This window comes from Streptomyces sp. Ag109_G2-15 (genome assembly GCF_900215565.1).
In the GTDB taxonomy this organism is placed as follows: domain Bacteria; phylum Actinomycetota; class Actinomycetes; order Streptomycetales; family Streptomycetaceae; genus Streptomyces; species Streptomyces diastatochromogenes.
The window spans coordinates 308,128-324,831 of the sequence record NZ_OCNI01000002.1; the positions used below are offsets into that span (position 1 = coordinate 308,128).

The 16,704-nt window shown below is 70.6% G+C and carries 11 protein-coding genes; 7 read left to right on the top strand and 4 right to left on the bottom strand.

Going from position 1 to position 16,704, the window contains the following annotated elements; all coding sequences use genetic code 11:
- Positions 1 to 30: 30 nt before the first annotated feature.
- Positions 31 to 2,976: a HAMP domain-containing protein gene (locus CRP49_RS37965; protein ID WP_097257956.1), complete on the top strand. Its 2,946-nt coding sequence runs from the start codon at positions 31 to 33 to the stop codon at positions 2,974 to 2,976.
- A gap of 72 nt (positions 2,977 to 3,048) precedes the next feature.
- Here CRP49_RS37965 and CRP49_RS37970 read toward each other — a convergent pair whose 3' ends face one another.
- Positions 3,049 to 5,319 (bottom strand): SpoIIE family protein phosphatase, encoded by a 2,271-nt coding sequence (locus CRP49_RS37970; RefSeq protein WP_097257957.1) that lies wholly within the window; start codon positions 5,317 to 5,319, stop codon positions 3,049 to 3,051.
- 276 nt (positions 5,320 to 5,595) lie between these two features.
- On the opposite strand from CRP49_RS37970, the gene CRP49_RS37975 reads away from it, so the two are divergent.
- On the top strand, positions 5,596 to 6,537 hold the full coding sequence (locus CRP49_RS37975; RefSeq protein ID WP_257033761.1) for a cation diffusion facilitator family transporter: 942 nt from the start codon (positions 5,596 to 5,598) through the stop codon (positions 6,535 to 6,537).
- A gap of 4 nt (positions 6,538 to 6,541) precedes the next feature.
- Here CRP49_RS37975 and CRP49_RS37980 read toward each other — a convergent pair whose 3' ends face one another.
- The gene (locus CRP49_RS37980) at positions 6,542 to 7,330 is read right to left on the bottom strand and encodes a SigB/SigF/SigG family RNA polymerase sigma factor (RefSeq protein ID WP_097257959.1); all 789 of its coding nucleotides are present in this window, start codon (positions 7,328 to 7,330) and stop codon (positions 6,542 to 6,544) included.
- Between the two features lie 333 nt (positions 7,331 to 7,663).
- On the opposite strand from CRP49_RS37980, the gene CRP49_RS37985 reads away from it, so the two are divergent.
- Positions 7,664 to 8,122, top strand: coding sequence for a DinB family protein (locus tag CRP49_RS37985; RefSeq protein WP_373560444.1), 459 nt, complete (start codon positions 7,664 to 7,666; stop codon positions 8,120 to 8,122).
- 211 nt (positions 8,123 to 8,333) lie between these two features.
- Here CRP49_RS37985 and CRP49_RS37990 read toward each other — a convergent pair whose 3' ends face one another.
- Both CRP49_RS37990 and CRP49_RS37995 read right to left on the bottom strand, forming a co-directional pair.
- A complete protein-coding gene (locus CRP49_RS37990; RefSeq protein WP_097257961.1) occupies positions 8,334 to 9,770 on the bottom strand; it encodes a HAMP domain-containing sensor histidine kinase in 1,437 nt (478 codons plus the stop codon).
- Positions 9,767 to 10,507, bottom strand: a complete 741-nt coding sequence (locus CRP49_RS37995; RefSeq protein ID WP_097257962.1) for a response regulator transcription factor — start codon at positions 10,505 to 10,507, stop codon at positions 9,767 to 9,769. Before CRP49_RS37995 ends, CRP49_RS37990 begins: the two co-directional genes overlap by 4 nt.
- Before the next feature lie 327 nt (positions 10,508 to 10,834).
- Here CRP49_RS37995 and CRP49_RS38000 point away from each other — a divergent pair, with 327 nt between their 5' ends.
- From CRP49_RS38000 to CRP49_RS38015, 4 genes are all read left to right on the top strand, one after another.
- Entirely contained in the window at positions 10,835 to 12,412 is a 1,578-nt protein-coding gene (locus CRP49_RS38000) for an IucA/IucC family siderophore biosynthesis protein (RefSeq protein WP_257033762.1), read from the top strand.
- A gap of 62 nt (positions 12,413 to 12,474) precedes the next feature.
- The gene (locus CRP49_RS38005; protein WP_097257963.1) at positions 12,475 to 14,148 is read left to right on the top strand and encodes an IucA/IucC family siderophore biosynthesis protein; all 1,674 of its coding nucleotides are present in this window, start codon (positions 12,475 to 12,477) and stop codon (positions 14,146 to 14,148) included.
- Complete coding sequence (locus CRP49_RS38010; protein ID WP_097257964.1) at positions 14,145 to 15,338, top strand: type III PLP-dependent enzyme; 1,194 nt, start codon at positions 14,145 to 14,147, stop codon at positions 15,336 to 15,338. Before CRP49_RS38005 ends, CRP49_RS38010 begins: the two co-directional genes overlap by 4 nt.
- Before the next feature lie 14 nt (positions 15,339 to 15,352).
- Positions 15,353 to 16,651 (top strand): MFS transporter, encoded by a 1,299-nt coding sequence (locus CRP49_RS38015; protein ID WP_097257965.1) that lies wholly within the window; start codon positions 15,353 to 15,355, stop codon positions 16,649 to 16,651.
- The last annotated feature ends 53 nt before the right edge of the window (positions 16,652 to 16,704 follow it).

The window sequence follows — 16,704 nt, forward strand, 5'->3', positions numbered from 1 at the left end:
ACGCGTCGCCCGTTCGTACGAGGTGGCCCCATGGCAAAGCGCAAAGCAACACGCCTCGGCACGGCCCCGGCGGCAGCCGGCCCCGATGAGGACGGCCTGCGTCGACTGCTCACCGGACTCACCGCGGCACGGGACGGTGATCTTTCCGTCCAGCTCCCCGAGGACTCCGGCGGAACCCTCGGCGACATAGCCGCGGTCTACAACGACATGGTCGCCCGGCTCGCCCTCCTCACCTCCGAGCTCACGCGAGTCGCCGGCGAGGTGGGCGACGAGGGTCTGCTCGGCAGTCGCGTGCGGGAACCGCGGGTCGAGGGGGCTTGGCAGGAGCTCATCAGCGGCGTCAACGCGATGGCCGACAACCTCACCCTTCAGGTGCGCTCCATCGCTCAGGTGGCGACCGCCGTCGCCCGCGGCGATCTCACCCAGAAGATCCGGGTGGACGCGCGCGGCGAGATCCTGGAGCTCAAGGAAACGATCAACACCATGGTCGACCGGCTCTCGTCGTTCGCGGAGGAGGTCACCCGCGTGGCACGAGAGGTCGGTACGGACGGCAAGCTGGGCGGTCAGGCCACGGTGCGCGGCGTGTCCGGGACCTGGAAGGACCTCACCGACAACGTCAACTCCATGGCCGACAACCTGACCAACCAGGTGCGCAACATCGCCCAGGTCACCACGTCCGTCGCACAGGGCGATCTGACCCGTCGCAGCGACGTCGCCGCACGAGGCGAGATCCTGGAACTCAAGACCACCATCAACACCATGGTGGACCAACTGTCGTCGTTCGCCGCCGAGGTGACGCGCGTGGCACGCGAAGTGGGAACGGAGGGAAAACTGGGCGGTCAGGCCACGGTCCACGGCGTGTCCGGGACCTGGAAGGACCTCACCGACAACGTCAACGAGCTCGCCGGCAACCTCACCCGGCAGGTCAGGGCCATCGCCGAGGTCACGAGCGCCGTGGCAGAGGGAGACCTCACCCGCTCCATCACCGCCGACGCCCCGGGCGAGGTGGGCGAACTGCGCGACAACATCAACGCGATGGTCGAGTCGCTGCGCGCGACGACCCGCTCCAACCAGGAGCAGGACTGGTTGCAGACGAATCTGGCCCGGATCACCGGACTGCTCCAGGGCACCCGCAGCCTGCCCGAGATAGCCGAACTGATCATGGCGGAGGTGCCGCCGCTGGTCTCGGCCCCGTACGGCGCCTTCTTCGTCGCCGAAGAGGGCGAGCACGGACCCGAGCTGGTCATGGCAGCCGGCTACGGACTCCCGGAGCCGACCGAGTCCGGCACACCGCGCCGGTTCCGCATCGGTCAGGGACTCGTGGGCCAGGCCGCCCGCGACAGACGAGCACTGCTCGTCGACAAGGTGCCCCCCGGGTACGCCACCGTGTCATCCGCTGTCGGCTCGGCGGAGCCGACAGCGCTCATCGTGCTGCCGATCGTGGTCGAGGACCTGGTGCTCGGCGCCGTCGAACTCGCCGCCCTCCACAGCTTCACCGCCCTGCACCGCGACTTCCTCGACCGGTTCGTGGTGAGCGCCGGAGCCGTGCTCAGCTCGCTGGTGGCGAACCTGCGCACCGACGAACTGCTCGCCCAGTCGCGGAGTCTCGCCGATGAACTCCGTTCCAAGACGAAGGAGTTGCAGGCCCAGCAGCAGGAGCTCCAGCGGTCCAACGCAGAACTGCAGGAGCAGGCCGCGCTCCTCGCCGAACGCAACAAGGACATCGAGTCGAAGAACCGGGTCATCGAGCAGGCCCGGCAGGAGCTGGAGGAGCGTGCCCAGCAGTTGTCCCGTACCTCGATGTACAAGTCCGAGTTCCTGGCCAACATGAGTCACGAACTGCGAACGCCGCTGAACAGTCTGCTCACCCTGGCCCGTCTCCTCGCCCAGAACCTCGACGGCAACCTGACGAAGAAGCAGGTCGACTACGCGGAGGTCATTCACTCGGCCGGTTCCGACCTGCTGCAGTTGATCAACGACATCCTGGATCTGTCCAAGGTGGAAGCAGGAAAGATGGAGGTCCGGCGCGAGCCGTTCGGGCTGTCCCAGCTCCTGGACCATCTGAAGGCGACATTCGGTCCCGTCGCGGACGAACGTGGGCTCGACTTCACCGTGTCCGTGGCGCGCGAGGTACCCGAATGCCTCACCACCGACGAGGCGCGGCTGCGTCAGGTGCTGGGCAACCTTCTCTCCAACGCGCTGAAGTTCACGGACGAAGGGGGCGTCACACTGACGGTGGAATACGCCGACGCCGCCGAGACGCCCGCCGATCTGCGCTGTGCCGAGCCGGTCCTCGCCTTCCGTGTCACCGACACCGGAATCGGCATCCCCGCGGAACGCCTCCGGCACATCTTCGAGGCCTTCCATCAGGGCGACGGCACCACCGCACGCCGCTACGGTGGCACCGGACTCGGTCTCTCCATCAGCCGAGAAGTCGCCACACTCATCGGCGGTGCCATCGAGGTCACGAGCGCCCCGGGTCGCGGCAGCCGCTTCACGTTGTACCTCCCCGACCACGCGAAGCAGCCCGCACCGGCCGCGGCTGCCACGAGCGAAGCCCCTCAGCCCCGGGAGCGCACGCTTCCGGAGCCTTCCGAGGAACGGTCCGGCGCGACCGTGCTGATCGTGGACGACGACCACCGCAACGTCTTCGCTCTCACCGAGGTCCTGAAGACCGACGGGCTGCGGGTCGTGACCGCCGACGGCGGACGCCGGGCCATCGAAGTGCTGACCGAGTACGACGAGATCGAGCTTGTGCTGATGGACGTGATGATGGCGGGGATGGACGGGTACGAGGCGATCGAGGAGATCCGTGGACTCCCGGGCCGCGCGAACCTCCCGGTCATCGTCGTCACCGCGCAGGCGATGCCCGGCGATCGTGCCCGGGCCCTGAAGGCCGGCGCCGACGACTACCTGGCCAAGCCGGTCGACGAGGCGGAACTGCTCGCCATGATCCATCGCCAGCTGGCGAGGTGAGAGCCCGGGCTGGGCGGCCCCTCGCCCCCGGAGCACAGCGGCGCCCGGTCGCGCCCCTCATCGGTACGCGGCTCAGCGCACCCCGACCGCGACGATGCACGTGTCGTCGTCCGTGTCCCCCATGGCCAACCCGATCAGTCCGTCGATCAGCAGCCCCAGACTGCCGCCGGCCGCGAGCTCCTCGACCGCGGCGACGAGGTGGGCGAGCCCGAGGTCCAGCCCGTCGTGCCGCTGCTCGATCAGGCCGTCCGTGTACAGGAGCAGCGTGTCATTCGGCCGCAGCACGATGCGGCGCTCGTGATAGGACGACGACGGCACCGCGCCGAGCAGGACGTCCGGCGGAGTCTCCAGCAGGCGCGCCCGACCGTCCCTGAGCAGCAGGAGGGGGAGGTGCCCGGCACTCGACCAGACGAAGTCCCCGGCGTCCGGGTCGTACATGGCGCACACCGCCGTCGCGGTGGTCCCCTCACCCGTGCGCAGGGCCACCTCGTTGAGCCAGCCCAGCACCTGCCCGGGCGGTCTGCCGGTGAAGGCCAGCGCCCGCTGGGCGTTGCGCAATGCGACCATGCCGGTGACAGAGTCGATCCCGTGCCCGGCGATGTCGCCGACGGTCACCAGCACCTTGCCGCCCGGCAGTGGCAACACGTCGTACCAGTCGCCGCCGACCTGGTACTCCTCCGCCGCCGGACGGTATCGAGCGGCGACGACCAGGCCGCCGGGCAGCTCCTGGAGGTCGGGGACCTCGGGAACGATGGCCTGCTGCAGTTGGAGAGCCAGTCGGTGCCGTATCGCCGCCTGGTCGCGGACCGCGGTCAGACTGTCGAAGGTCGCGCTGAGCACGAGTTGCGTTCGATGGATCGCCGACTCGTCCTGGTACACCCCGACGAAACCGGTGACAGCCTCCCCATCGAGCAGCGGCTCCGCCGCCACCCGGATGTGACGCACGGATCCGTCCGGACGCACGATCCGCAGCACTGACTGGGCGCCGGTGCGGCTTTCCATGAGTGCTCGCAGCAGTTCCGTGAGGGCAGCGTCGTCGCCCTGGTGGATCCGTCCCCGCAACGCCAGCAGGGGCACCGGGGCGTCGCCCGGCTCCATCCCGAACATCGCGTAGGCCTGCTCCGACCACACTGTCTCGCCGCCCGTCAGGCTGTCCTGGAAGGTGGCGACGCTCTGCAGCCGGGAAACGGCGCGATCGGCCGCGAGGCCGGAATCGCTCGCGGTGTTCCACAGGAGCAGGGTCCGCTCGTTCCCGGTCGGAAGGACTCGGACATCCAGCAGCGGTGCGGGCGCCTCGCCCGGCTCCGGGCGGCCGATCGCCGGCAACCGGGCGGCACGCTGGGGACGGCGGCCGTGACGGGCCCGCCGGACCAGCGAGGTGAGCTCCTGGTGGGCCAGCGGAAAGGCACGCGACAGGTGCTTGTCGTGGGCCGAGAGCGCTCCACCGAGGGCGGCGACCGCCGCTGCGTTGACGTGTTCGACGACCACGGCCCCGGTCGTGTCGCTCGTCCGCAGGAGTGCCGCCGGATGGCTGAGAGTGTCGAGCATGTCGACCAGCACCGGCACGGCCGGCTGCTCGCTGTCCGGAAGGTCCAGGACCCTGACCGCCATGCCCATCAAATCGGTGACAGCGCTCCGTACCGCGGCGTCGAGCAGTGTGGGACCCGGCCAGCCCACCAACGCCAGGCCGACTGTCTCGCCCTGACGCCGCAGGGGCAGCAAGGCCCTGGCCGCGTCCGCCCGTGCTCCCGGCGTCGGGCAGCCTTCGGCCGGCCCGTTCTCCAGCCACAGGGGATCACTGCCGACAAGAGCGGTGCGAAACGGCTCGGGGACGGCCGGCGAGATCCAACGCCAGGCCGCGGCCTCCGCAGCCCCGACCCCGGCGTGCCCCGCGAGGCTGAGGCAGCCGGCGCCGGTCAACCGCCACAGCCACAGACTGTCCGCCCCGAGCGGGCCGAGGGCTCCTTCCAGCAGAGTGCGGGCCGCGTCACTCACGCTGTCCGTCGTCTCGGCGGCCGCGGCGGTCCTGCGCTGCTGCCGGGCTTGGAACGGTGGGACCGGACCCGGAACGACGGGCGGGTCGCCTGGCGCCGCGACCGAGTTCACGACGTCCGCGGCGAGATCCACCAGCGGGACTCCGGTCGCCTGGGCGAGAGCTTCGAGATGCGCGGCCGCGTCGGCGACGGAGAACCCGAGCTGGGCGGCGAGAACACCTGTCGCGAGATCGACCAGATGGCGGCGCGCGGATTCGGCCCTGAGCCGCACGTTCTCCGCGGCCAGGCCGGTGAGTCCGGAATCGGACCAGTTGGCTGACGCCCCGGCGGGCCCCGCAGAGAGCGTCACGGCGACCTCCGTTCTGCCGTAGCGCGGGCGTCCGGGGCAGGACGGTCGTACTCCTGCGAATTCTACCCGCCCTTGCTGAACACGCAGGCAGCTCCGCTGCCCCGCATGAAGGCCGTTCACCGGGGCAGTCGCTGGGAGAGAGGCCGATGCCGGGCCCTGGCGGCCGGCGCCGGATCCTCGCCGCAGCGGAGGGCCCGAGCCCCCGCTCGGTCACGGTCGCCTCCGTGGCGCGACACGGCAGGCGAAGACCGCACGGCAGTCTGGAGGGCCGCGCTGGTGACGGGTGCTGACGGGCAGCGCGACCGGGGCTCCACGGCCCGGGACGTACGAACCCGGGTCACCGTCCTCGTCGCCCTCGGCGCCAACCTGGTGATAGCCGCGGCCAAGACCGCCGCCGGGCTGTTCGCGGGCTCCCCCGCGCTGCTCTCGGAGGCAGCGCATTCGGTCGCGGACAGCCTGAACGAGGTGTTCCTGCTCATCGCCGTGCGCCGCAGCAAGCGCCCCGCCGATGACCGCCATCCGTTCGGCTATGGCAAGGAGCGCTACTTCTGGGCACTGCTGGCCGCGGTGGGGATCTTCGTCATGGGCGGCTGCTTCTCGGTGTACCAGGGCGTTCAGGCCCTGCGCACGGACCAGCAGGAGTCGCTGAAGGGCTATCTGGCGGGGCTGGCGGTGCTCGGCGTGGCGCTGCTGGCCGACGGTGGCTCACTGGTCCGCGCCCTGTACCAAGCGCGTCGGCACCGGGACGCAACGACCGACCCGGCTCTGCGCACGGTGATCGCGGAGGACGCGACAGCCGTGGCCGGTGTGCTCCTCGCGGCGGGCGGTATCGTGCTGCACCTGGCGACCGGGCAGGTGGCCTGGGAGGCCGGCGCTTCCCTAGGGATCGGACTCCTGCTGGTGTACGTGGCGTATCGGCTGACCCGCGAGGCGCGGGACCGGCTGATCGGCGAGGCGGTCGATACGCAACTGCGCGACCGGATCGGTGACTTCCTCTCGTCCCAGGACGAGATCGACAAGGTCGCGGCGCTGCTGACGATGCGACTGGGACTGGACTCGGTGCTGGTCGCCGCCAGGATCGATCTGGTGCCGGGGCTCGACAGCGAGGAGGTCGAGCTGGTCTGTGTCCGGCTCAAGCAGAGGATCACGGGCAAGTGGCCGGAGGCCGAGCATGTGTTCCTGGACATCACCGAGGCGCCCGGACCCGAGGAGCTGTGAGCGGTCACGCGGCGTCGGCCAGTACCTGGTCCCGCAACTGTGAGCAGATGCGGTTCAGGATGCGGGAGACGTGCATCTGCGAGATCCCGTACTCCTCGGCTATACAGCGCTGTGTCATGCCCCTGAAGAACCGTAGATACAGGATCCGTCGGTCCCGCTCGGACAGCGCCCCGATCAACGGCCGCACCGACTCACGGTCCACCACGGTCTCCAGGCCGGGATCGGGGACACCGAGCACGTCCGCCAGCGTATTTCCCTCGCTGGGTCCCCCGGGCACCAGCTCGACGTCCAGTGACAGCGCGGCGTACGCGTGGCGGGCCGACAGCCCCTCGCGCACCTCCTCCGTCGGCAGGTGGGTACGCGCGGCGATCTCGGCGGCCGAGATCTCACCGCCCGACCGGGCGAGCTCCTGATACACCGCGCCGACCTGCCGGCGCAGCTCCTGGGTGCGGCGCGGCACCCGGAGCGCCCATGTATGGTCCCTGAAATGCTTGCGCACCTCGCCTGTGATGGTCGGTACGGCGTAGCTCTCGAACGCCCCTCCCCGCTCCGGGTCGAACCGGTCCACCGCCTTGATCAAAGCGAGCGCGGCGACCTGACGCAGGTCCTCGAGAGGTTCACCGCGGCCGCGGTAGCGTGTGGCGATCCGATGAGCCATCGGCAACCAGGCCCTCACCAGCTCGTCCCGCAGCCCGTCCCGTTGCGGGCCCTTCGGAAGCGTGTGCAGTCGACGGAAGTCCGCCATGGTGTCGGGGGCGTCGTCATGTGAGTGCTGCACTCGAGTCACGCTCATCACCTGTTCCGGTAGATCGTCACACACCCTCATAGGCGACAAGCCCGGGCGCCCGTGGCCGGCGTCTCCACGCGGCCGCTGTGGGCAAGTGGCGGTGGTGCCTCAGCAGGGCAAACCCGCGACTGCCCACGCATGCGCCGGAGAAACACAGCGGTCCGCAGGCGTGCGCCCGCGGCGACCGGGTACTCGCGGAGCGGTCCTGTCCGGGGTCCCGATGAGAGACGACGGCCCATGGGCGTAGATACTGGCCCTGAATGCAGGCACGGACGAGGAGCACGACGAGTGGCCAGCGACCATCGCATAGGACCGCCCAACTTTGGCAGCGAACGCGACATGTTGCGGTCCTTCCTCGACTACCACCGTGCGACCCTCGCCATGAAGTGCGAAGGGCTTACCGACGAGGAGCTGCGGCAGCAGTCGATGCCGCCGTCGACGCTTTCGCTGCTCGGTCTGGTGCGGCACATGGCAGAGGTGGAGCGTGCTTGGTTCCGTCGAGCGTTCCAGGACAACGACGCGCCCATGGTCTGGTCCGACGAGATCGACTTCCAGGCGGCCTACGACGCGAGCGCTTCGACGAGGGCCGAGGCGTTCGCAGCTTGGGAGACCGAGGTGGAGAACTCGCGCCGCATCGAGCGGGAGGCTGAATCCCTGGACCTGGCCGGGTATCAGCCAAGATGGGGTGAGGAGGTATCGCTGCGGATGGTGATGGTGCACGTGCTTCTGGAGTACGGCCGCCACAACGGTCACGCGGACTTTCTTCGCGAGGGCGTCGACGGGACCGTGGGCGCCTAGGTCCGCAGGAGGGCCCGATCTCCACATACTGAACGTTTACAGAGAATCGCCTGCGCGAGCGGAAGGAGGGGGTCCAACGTCGGTGTACGAAGACAGAGTTGGACTCCCTCGTATGCGACGCCGGAGTTCAGGCCGCGCGGCTGAAGCCGTGACCGGCGAACAGCCGAGCGAGGGACTCGTGCACCCGATCCTCCGGCGTTCTCGCATCGAGTCAGCTCACCCACGGTCGGAATGCGGCACCGCGCAACGTCATCGGCGTCCGCTGGTCCGCGCTTCCGGGGGATTGCCGGAGGCGGACGACCGCGGCGAGGCCGCCGCCCGGCGCGGGGTGCAGAGTGACCTCGCCGCCCGCCGCGCGGGTGAACTGCTGCACCATCGTCAGGCCGAGGCCGGTGCCGTCGTCGGGGGTGTCGCAGGCGCGCCAGAACCGGTCGAAGGCACGGCGCCGCGCGGTCTCGGTCATGCCCGGGCCCTGGTCGATGACGTGGAGTTCGGGCCCGTGCGGCCCGTGGGCGCGGGCGAGGGTGATCACGCTCCCGGGTGGGGAGACGCGCAGCGCGTTGGAGAGCAGGTTGTCGATGATCTGTTCCAGTCCGCCCGGGACCGCCCAGACGTGCCCGGCGTCCGGGCCGGTCACGAGGAAGTCGACGTCCTGTTCGGCGGCGAAGGCCGCCCACATCGCGGCGCGGTCGGCGACGACGGCATCGAGGTCGGCGGATTCCGGCGTGGTGGCCGAGTTCTCCAGGCGGGCGAGGGCGAGGAGGCCCTGGACCATGCGGCTGAGCCGCTCGACCTCGCCGAGTGCCGCGTCCAGGCCGGGCCGGGCCCGGGGGTGGAGGTGGGGCTCGAAGTTCTCCAATCGCAGCCGGAGTGCGGTCAGCGGGGTTTTGAGCTGGTGAGACGCTTCGGATGCGAACGCCTCCTGGGCGCGCAGCAGGTGCTGGAGCCGGGCGGCGGTGTGGGTGAAGGAGGCTGCAAGGCGGCGCAGTTCGGGCGGTCCGAGGCTGGTGTCGGGCGGATCGGTGAGGCGGCCCTCGGCAAGCTGCGCCGTGGCGTGTTCCAGGGCGCGGACGGGGCGGGTGATCCAACGAGCGAGGGCGAAGCCGATCATGGCGACGGCGGCCAGCACGCCGAGGCCGGCACCGGCCAGGGCGACCCATGCGTGGTGGACCCTCTCGTTGAGAGCGGTCAGCGGGTACGCGACGCGGACGGCACAGCGCACGGTGTCGCCGGAAGTCCCGGGCACGGTGGTGTAGAAGGCTTCGGCGCCGGTCGTCGTGTCCCGGACGGTGCCGCTGGCCGGCCGGCTGTGCAGAGCGGCGGCGATGTCGGGCCGGGCGGACCAGTCCTGACCGGCGGAGAGTGCGGTGGTCCGGGTGTCGGTGAGAACGACGCCGTCGCGGTCGGTGACGACGACACGGCTGCCCGTGCTCCGGGCGTAACTGCGGGCGAGCGCGGGGATGTCCGCCGTCCGACTGTGTTCGATCTTGTCCTCGCAGAGCTCTGACAGCCCCGCGGCGCCCTGCCCTACGGCGTGGGAGAGACGGGACAGTTCTCCACGGGCGTAGACGTAGCCGAAGGGCACCTCCAGGGCGAGCAGCACGAGCAGTATCAGGCTCAGGTAGCTGAGCAGCAGGCGGCGGGTCACCGCTCCGCGCCGTCGGGGTGGACCTGCGGAACCAGGCGGAATCCGATACCGCGGATGTTCTCGATCCAGGCGGGGTCGCCGAGCTTGCGGCGCAGGGCGGCGACGTGGACGTCCAGGGTCTTGGCGGGGCCGAAGTAATGGGCTTCCCAGACGGTGTCCAGGATCTGTTGCCGGGAGCAGACCGCTCCCGGGTCCTCGGCGAGGCAGACCAGCAGGTCGAACTCCTTGGGTGCCAGAGCGATCGGCACCTGGTGCAGGTGCACCTTGCGGGTGCGACGGTCGATGGCCAGCGCACCGATGCACTGGGGCTTGGACGGCCCGGTCGGGGCAGGGCCGTCCAAGGATCCCGAAGAGCGTGGTTCGGCCGCCCCTGCGGCGGCGATGCTGTGGCGGGTTCGGCGGGTGACAGCGCGGATACGGGCCACCAGCTCCCGTACGCCGAAGGGTTTGGACAGGTAGTCGTCCGCGCCCAGTTCAAGCCCGACGACCCGGTCGAGCTCGTCGTCCCTGGCTGTGATCATGATGATGGGCACGTCGGAGCGTCCCCGCAGGTCCCGGCAGACATCGATGCCGTCCATGTCGGGCAGACCCAGGTCCAGCAGCACCATCTCCGGTTCCGGGGCGGCCAGGCCGGCCGCGCCGGTGCGGGCATGTTCCACGGCGAAGCCGAAGCGGCTCAGGCCCTCAGCCAAGGGCCCGGCCACCCGGTCGTCGTCCTCGATCAGCAAGACACGCATGCCGACAGCTTCACAGCGCCCGAGCACTTCGCCCAGCGCAATCGCCGCAAGATCCCCCATGCCAGCGACGGGGCTCGTCTGCTGCTCGTGAACCTCTTTCGGGGGAGCCGATCCCAGAATGCGGAAATACAGGAAACGTCCAGCACTTCGGAAGGGCGTGGTAAGGGGATTGACAAGAGGTACGGGATGACGGAAGGTCGTAGCGAAAATTCTGGGCACGTCTTGTGTGCTTGCTTTATTTGCCGTGGCGGTGGGTTTACGTCCGGTCTCGTACCTGCGATTTCGGTAGCGCGTGGCCCGGTGCCGTAACTCGCCATACTCGGCCACGTGAACTCGACCAATGAACTGTGCCGGGTGCGCCCGGATCTGGCGAATCCCTTCACTGCCGCACTTCCCGGGGCACGGGCGGAGGTGCTCGGCAGGCTGTGGGGGGCTTTCTCCCGCGAACCCCTGCCCGGCATCGGCGCTCGCCGCCATGAGGCGGGCGCCCTGACGATCACTCTCGAACACGGCGGCTTACTGACCGGGTCCTCCGCTTGCGCACAGCGGTTTGCCCGGATTCCCGAGGACTTCGCGGTGGCCGGTCGCGACGGCCTCATCAGTGAACCCGCACAGCTGCTGACCGCCCTCGGACTGAACACACCGGCAGCGCGGCGGCTGGCGGCCGAGTTGGACAACAGCGTGGCCAATCTCGCCCTGGCCCGCGCCGCCCACGCCGCCGGGTCCGCGCCTGTCGGTGACTCGGCCGACGCCGAACAGGCGGTGGTCGACGGCCATCCGCAGCACCCGTGCTGCCGCACCCGCACCGGCCTGTCCGTCGCCGAGGTTCTCGCCTACGCCCCCGAGCACCGTCCCGTCGTCGACCTGGCGCTGCTCGCGGTCCCGGCCGACCGCTGGCAAGGCGCGGGGGACTGGCCTCAGGCGCTGCGCGACGGCGACACGGTCCTGATGCCGGTGCACCCCTGGCAGCGCGACCACGTCCTCGTGCACCACCCGGACCTGGCGGTGACCGGGCAGACGATCCCGGCCCGGCCGCTGCTGTCGCTGCGCACCCTCGCACCGCTGGACGTCCTGACCGGCTGTCACATCAAGACCGCGATGGACGTGCAGGTGACCAATTACCGGCGCACCATCTCCCCGGCCGAGGTCGCCGACGGACCGCCTCTGTCCGACCTGGTCTGCGCGGTCACCGACAAGGCCGGACACGGCGACAGCCTGCGGGTGCTGCGCGAGCTGGGCGGCGGCTCGGTACGGGTGTCCGGAGCGGCGTCGGCGAGCCTCTCCGCGATGATCCGGGAGAGCTGCGAACGACACCTCGGCCCCGGCGAGATCGCCGTACCGCTCACCGCCGTCCACGCGACCGGTGCCACGCTGACGGCCGGTGACCCGGTGCGTTGGCTGGCGGATTTCGCCGAGCTGGTCCTGCCGCCCGCGCTGACTCTGCTGTCCATGGGCATCGCACTGGAGGCCCACGGGCAGAACACCCTGGTCGTGCTGCGCGACGAGCGGCCTGTGCGGGTGCTGTACCGGGACCTGGACGGGGTGCGCATCCACCCGGGCCGCCTGGACGCCCACGGCTTCACGCTGCCGCCGCTGGCCGGCAACCGGGCCGCCGACGACGAGTGGGCGCTGCGCACCAAGCTGTTCGGCGCGCTGCTCAGCGGAGTCTTCAGCGAGCTGGTCGACGTCCTGTCCCGCGCCCGGGACGCCGACCCCGAGGCGCTGTGGCAGGCCGTGGCCGCCGTCGGCCGCCGCGTGTACGCGCAACTCCCGGACACGGAGGACTCGGCTGTCTTCTTCGGGGACACCCTGCCGCTGAAGGCGACCATCGCCATGCGCCTGGCCGACTCCCCCGGCACGGCGCAGTGGATCCCCGTCCCCAATCCTCTGGCCCGCCATCGCTGACGTCCGGGGCCGCCACCAGCCGCGTACCTGTCCCCCTCACGAACGCAACGGAGCCGCTCCCCATGACCGCCCCCACACTGACCGACAGTCCCGCACTGACCGCCGACCACGTCACCACCCACACCCTCCTGAACTGCCTGATCCGCGAGGTCTCCGGGCCCGAGCACCAGGTCACCGTCCACGGCGGCCACCTGCTGGTGCGCCTGCCCCGCCTTGGCCTGCTGCTGCGTGCGGCCCTGCGTCGCGCCTCGCTCATCGGTGCCCACCGCTTCAGCGGCCCCGTCGAGCGCCACGAAGACGGCGCGTGGACCGCCATCGGCTGGCGGGAGCTGGCCGCGTACGTCCAGGACGAGCTGGAGCTGCGTACCGGCACCGCCAACGAGGAGTTCCTGCTCCAGGTCACCGACAGCCGCGAGACCATCCGCACCATCCTGGAACACCGCTCCGACCAGCGGGATGTGGCACCCGGCTACCTGGACTCGGAGCAGTCCCTGGTCTTCGGCCACCGCTTCCATCCCGCCCCCAAAGCCCGCACCGGAGCCGCCCACGGCTGGATGACGTACGGCCCGGAGACCGGTGCGCGTTTTCCCCTGCGTCACTTGGCGGTACGCCGTGAACTCATCCGGGAGGAAGGCGACCTGAGCGAGTTGGCGGCGCTGATGCCATCCGCCGACCCGGGCTTCGTGACACTGCCGGTCCATCCGTGGCAGTACGAGCTGCTGCGCGGTCACCACGGGCTGCGCGAGGCGATGGCCACCGGGGACATCACCGACACCGGTCTCGCGGGACCGGAGTTCGCGCCGACCGCGTCGGTACGCACCCTCTACCAGCCGGACGCCGACCTGTTCCTGAAGTTCAGCCTGAACGTCCGTATCACCAACTGCGTCCGCAAGAACGCCGCCTACGAACTGTCCGGCGCCGTCGCCCTCAGCCGGCTGCTCCAGCCGGTCTTCGCGCAGCTCGCCGACCGGTTCCGCGGCTGTGCGCTGCTGGCCGAGCCGGGCTACCGCACGCTGGACGTCGGCGGCGACACGTCCCTGGTGGAAGGCTTCGGCGTGATCGTACGGTCCGGTCTGGGCCCGCACCTGCTTCCCGGGGTGACGCCGTTGCTGTGCGCGGCGGTCGCCGACGAACACCCCACGAGCCCGGCCCAGGTCGCGCATCTGCTCGCGCGCGGGACCGACGACGCGCTGGCGTGGTGGGACGCCTACCTCGGGCTGTTGCTGCCGCCGGTGCTGACGGCGTATTTCGAGCACGGGGTCGTCCTGGAACCGCACCTGCAGAACGTCATCGTCGGGGTGCGTCAGGACGGCAGGCCGGCACAGCTGTTCTTCCGTGACCTGGAGGGCACGAAGCTCCTGGCCGGGCACCACCGCGAGGCCCTCGCCGCACTCCCCGACGACGTGGGCGACCCGCTCACCTACGACGCCGTGCGCGGCTGGAACCGGGTCGCGTACTGCCTGCTGGTCAATCACACCGCCGAGATGCTCGCCGCCCTCGCGGACACGGCCGCCGGGCTGGAACCCGCTCTGTGGGGCCTGGTCCGCGACCACCTCGACGCCTGCTCCCGCAGCCTCGGCGACCCGCCCCGGCTGCGCGCCCTGCTGTCCGGCGTGCCGCTGCCCGCCAAGGCCAACCTGCTGCTGCGCTGGTCCCGCCAGGCCGACCGGCACGCCACCTACGTCCCCCTGCCCAGCCCGCTGGGCAGGGACTTCCCCCGCGAGGTGGCGCAGTGAACCCCGAAGCACTCTCCCCCATCGACCGGCTGACCGGCGGCGACCTGCCTGCCTACGTCTACGACCTGCACGCCCTGCGCGAGCACGTCCGCACCGTCCGTGCCGCGCTGCCCGAACGGGCCGAGCTGCTGTACGCGGCCAAGGCGAACTCCGACGCACGCCTGTTGCGCGTTCTCGCCGACCACGTCGACGGCTTCGAGGTCGCCTCCGGCGGCGAACTCGGCCATGTGCGCGGCCTGTTCCCGGACATCCCGATCGCCTTCGGCGGCCCGGGCAAGACACCCGCCGAACTCGCCGAGGCCGCCCGCCTCGGCGTATCCCGGCTGCACATCGAGAGCGCACACGAACTGCGCCTGCTGACGTCCGTGCTGGGCGACCGCAGTATCGACGTCCTGCTGCGCGCCAACCTGCCGCTGACCCCGGGACCGGTGGCCCTGGTCATGGGCGGGCGCCCCAGCCCCTTCGGTCTGGAACCGGCCCAGCTGGACGGGTGTCTGGCCGTCATCGCCGCCGACCGGCGCCTGAGGCTGCGCGGCCTGCATGTCCATCTCGCCAGCGGTCTCCAGGCGCCCGGCCACCTGGACCTGGCCGAAGACGTCCTGACGTGGGCCCGGGACTGGGCCCAGGCCCGCCATATCGACCTGACCGAAGTCAACATCGGCGGCGGCATGGGGGTCGACTACGCCCACCCGGACCAGCGGTTCGACTGGGCGGCCTTCGGTGCCGGACTCCACCGGCTGCTCGCCCGGCACCGGAACCTGACGGTGCGGATCGAGCCCGGCCGCTCCCTCACCGCCTACTGCGGCTGGTACGTCACCGAGGTCCTGGACGTGAAGCACAGCCACGGCGAGGCATTCGCCGTCCTGCGAGGCGGCACCCACCACCTGCGCACCCCCGCTGCCAAACAGCACAACCAGCCCTTCCGGATCATCCCGGTCGACACCTGGCCCCACCCCTGGCCGCGCCCGCAGGCACGGCGCGAACCAGTGACGCTCGTCGGCCAGTTGTGCACGCCCAAGGACGTCCTGGCCCACCGCGTCCCGGTACGACAACTGCGCTGCGGCGACCGGATCGCGTTCGCCATGGCCGGCGCCTACGCCTGGAACATCTCCCACCACGACTTCCTCATGCACCCCGCACCGGCCTTCCACCACCTGCACGAGGCACCCCTCCCAGCCGACGTCTCGTGAGCGCCCGCCGCCCCATGACCGCCAACACGACGCGGGCCACCCTCGGGTCCCGCAACCTCCGCCGCTATCTGGCCGGACAACTTGTCTCCAACACCGGCACCTGGATGCAGCGAGCCGCCCAGGACCTGCTCGCCCTCCATCTGACCGGGAACAGCGGCGCCGCCGTCGGCCTGCTCACCGCCCTGCAGTTCCTGCCCCAGACCCTGTTCGGCCTCACCGGTGGCGTCATCGCCGACCGCTTCCCCAAAAGACGGCTGCTGCTCTTCACCCAGACCGCCATGGCCGTACAGTCACTGCTCCTGGGCCTGTTGACCCTCACCGGAACGATCACCCTGCGGTCCCTGTGCGCGCTGGCCATCGCCCTGGGCACCGCCACCGCCCTCGACCAGCCCGCGCGCAACGCCTTCATCTCCGAACTCGTCGATCGGGACCGTGTCCCCGGCGCCGTCAGCCTGAACGCCGCCCAGTTCAACGTCGCCCGCATCCTCGGCCCGGCCCTCGCGGGCCTTGCCGTCGCCACCGCGGGACCCGGCCCGGTCTTCCTGGCCAACACCGCCTCGTACTCGGCCGTCCTGTACGGCCTGATCACCATCCGTCCCGGAGAACTCGTCACTCCCGCCGCGTCCAGCCCCCGCGACAGCGGGCTGAGGGACGCCCTCCGTCACATCGCCGCCACCCCGGAACTGCTCCTGCCGATCACGATCATCGGCTTCGTCGGTACCTTCGGCCTGAACTTCCAGGTCACCATCGCCGTGGTCGCCGTCACCGTCTTCCACACCGGCTCCGCCGCCTTCGGCTACCTGTCCGCCGCATACGCCGCCGGCAGCCTGATCGGCGCCCTGCGCGGCGCCGCCGGCGGACGGCCCCCCACCGCACGGAACCTGATCGCCTCGACAGTCGTCTTCGGGCTCCTCGAAGCCACCGTCGGGCTCATGCCCGGCTACGTCACCTTCCTGATCCTGCTCATCCCCACCGGCCTGGCCGGCGCGACCGCGACCACCACCGCCAACGCCCTCACCCAACTCAAGGCCGACCCGCACCTGCGCGGCCGCGTCATGTCCGTCTACTTCCTCGTCCTCCTCGGCGGAACCCCCCTTGGCGCCCCCCTGGTCGGCTGGGTCTCCGACACCCTCGGCGCCCGTTACAGCCTGATCCTCGGCGGCCTGGTCTCCGCCGCCGCCGCACTCGTACTCCCCCGCCTGATCACCTACCGCGCCCGGCCCGCAACGCGGTCCGGGCCGCTGTCCACCACAGTCACCGAAGAGACGCTCACCGGCACCCCGGTTCGGCCAATACGCCGATTCCCTCGCTGACGCAGCCTTCTCCTCAAGGCCTGGCTCGTCCTGCGGCACAAACCCAGCCGTAC

Bases quoted from the DNA above. Each gene is read 5' to 3' on its own strand.
- CRP49_RS37965 (WP_097257956.1), top strand. From the start codon at position 31: ATGGCAAAGCGCAAAGCAACACGCCTCGGCACGGCCCCGGCGGCAGCC.
- CRP49_RS37980 (WP_097257959.1), bottom strand. From the start codon at position 7,330: ATGAGCGTGACTCGAGTGCAGCACTCACATGACGACGCCCCCGACACC.
- CRP49_RS37985 (WP_373560444.1), top strand. From the start codon at position 7,664: ATGTTGCGGTCCTTCCTCGACTACCACCGTGCGACCCTCGCCATGAAG.
- CRP49_RS37995 (WP_097257962.1), bottom strand. From the start codon at position 10,507: ATGCGTGTCTTGCTGATCGAGGACGACGACCGGGTGGCCGGGCCCTTG.
- CRP49_RS38005 (WP_097257963.1), top strand. From the start codon at position 12,475: ATGACCGCCCCCACACTGACCGACAGTCCCGCACTGACCGCCGACCAC.
- CRP49_RS38015 (WP_097257965.1), top strand. From the start codon at position 15,353: ATGACCGCCAACACGACGCGGGCCACCCTCGGGTCCCGCAACCTCCGC.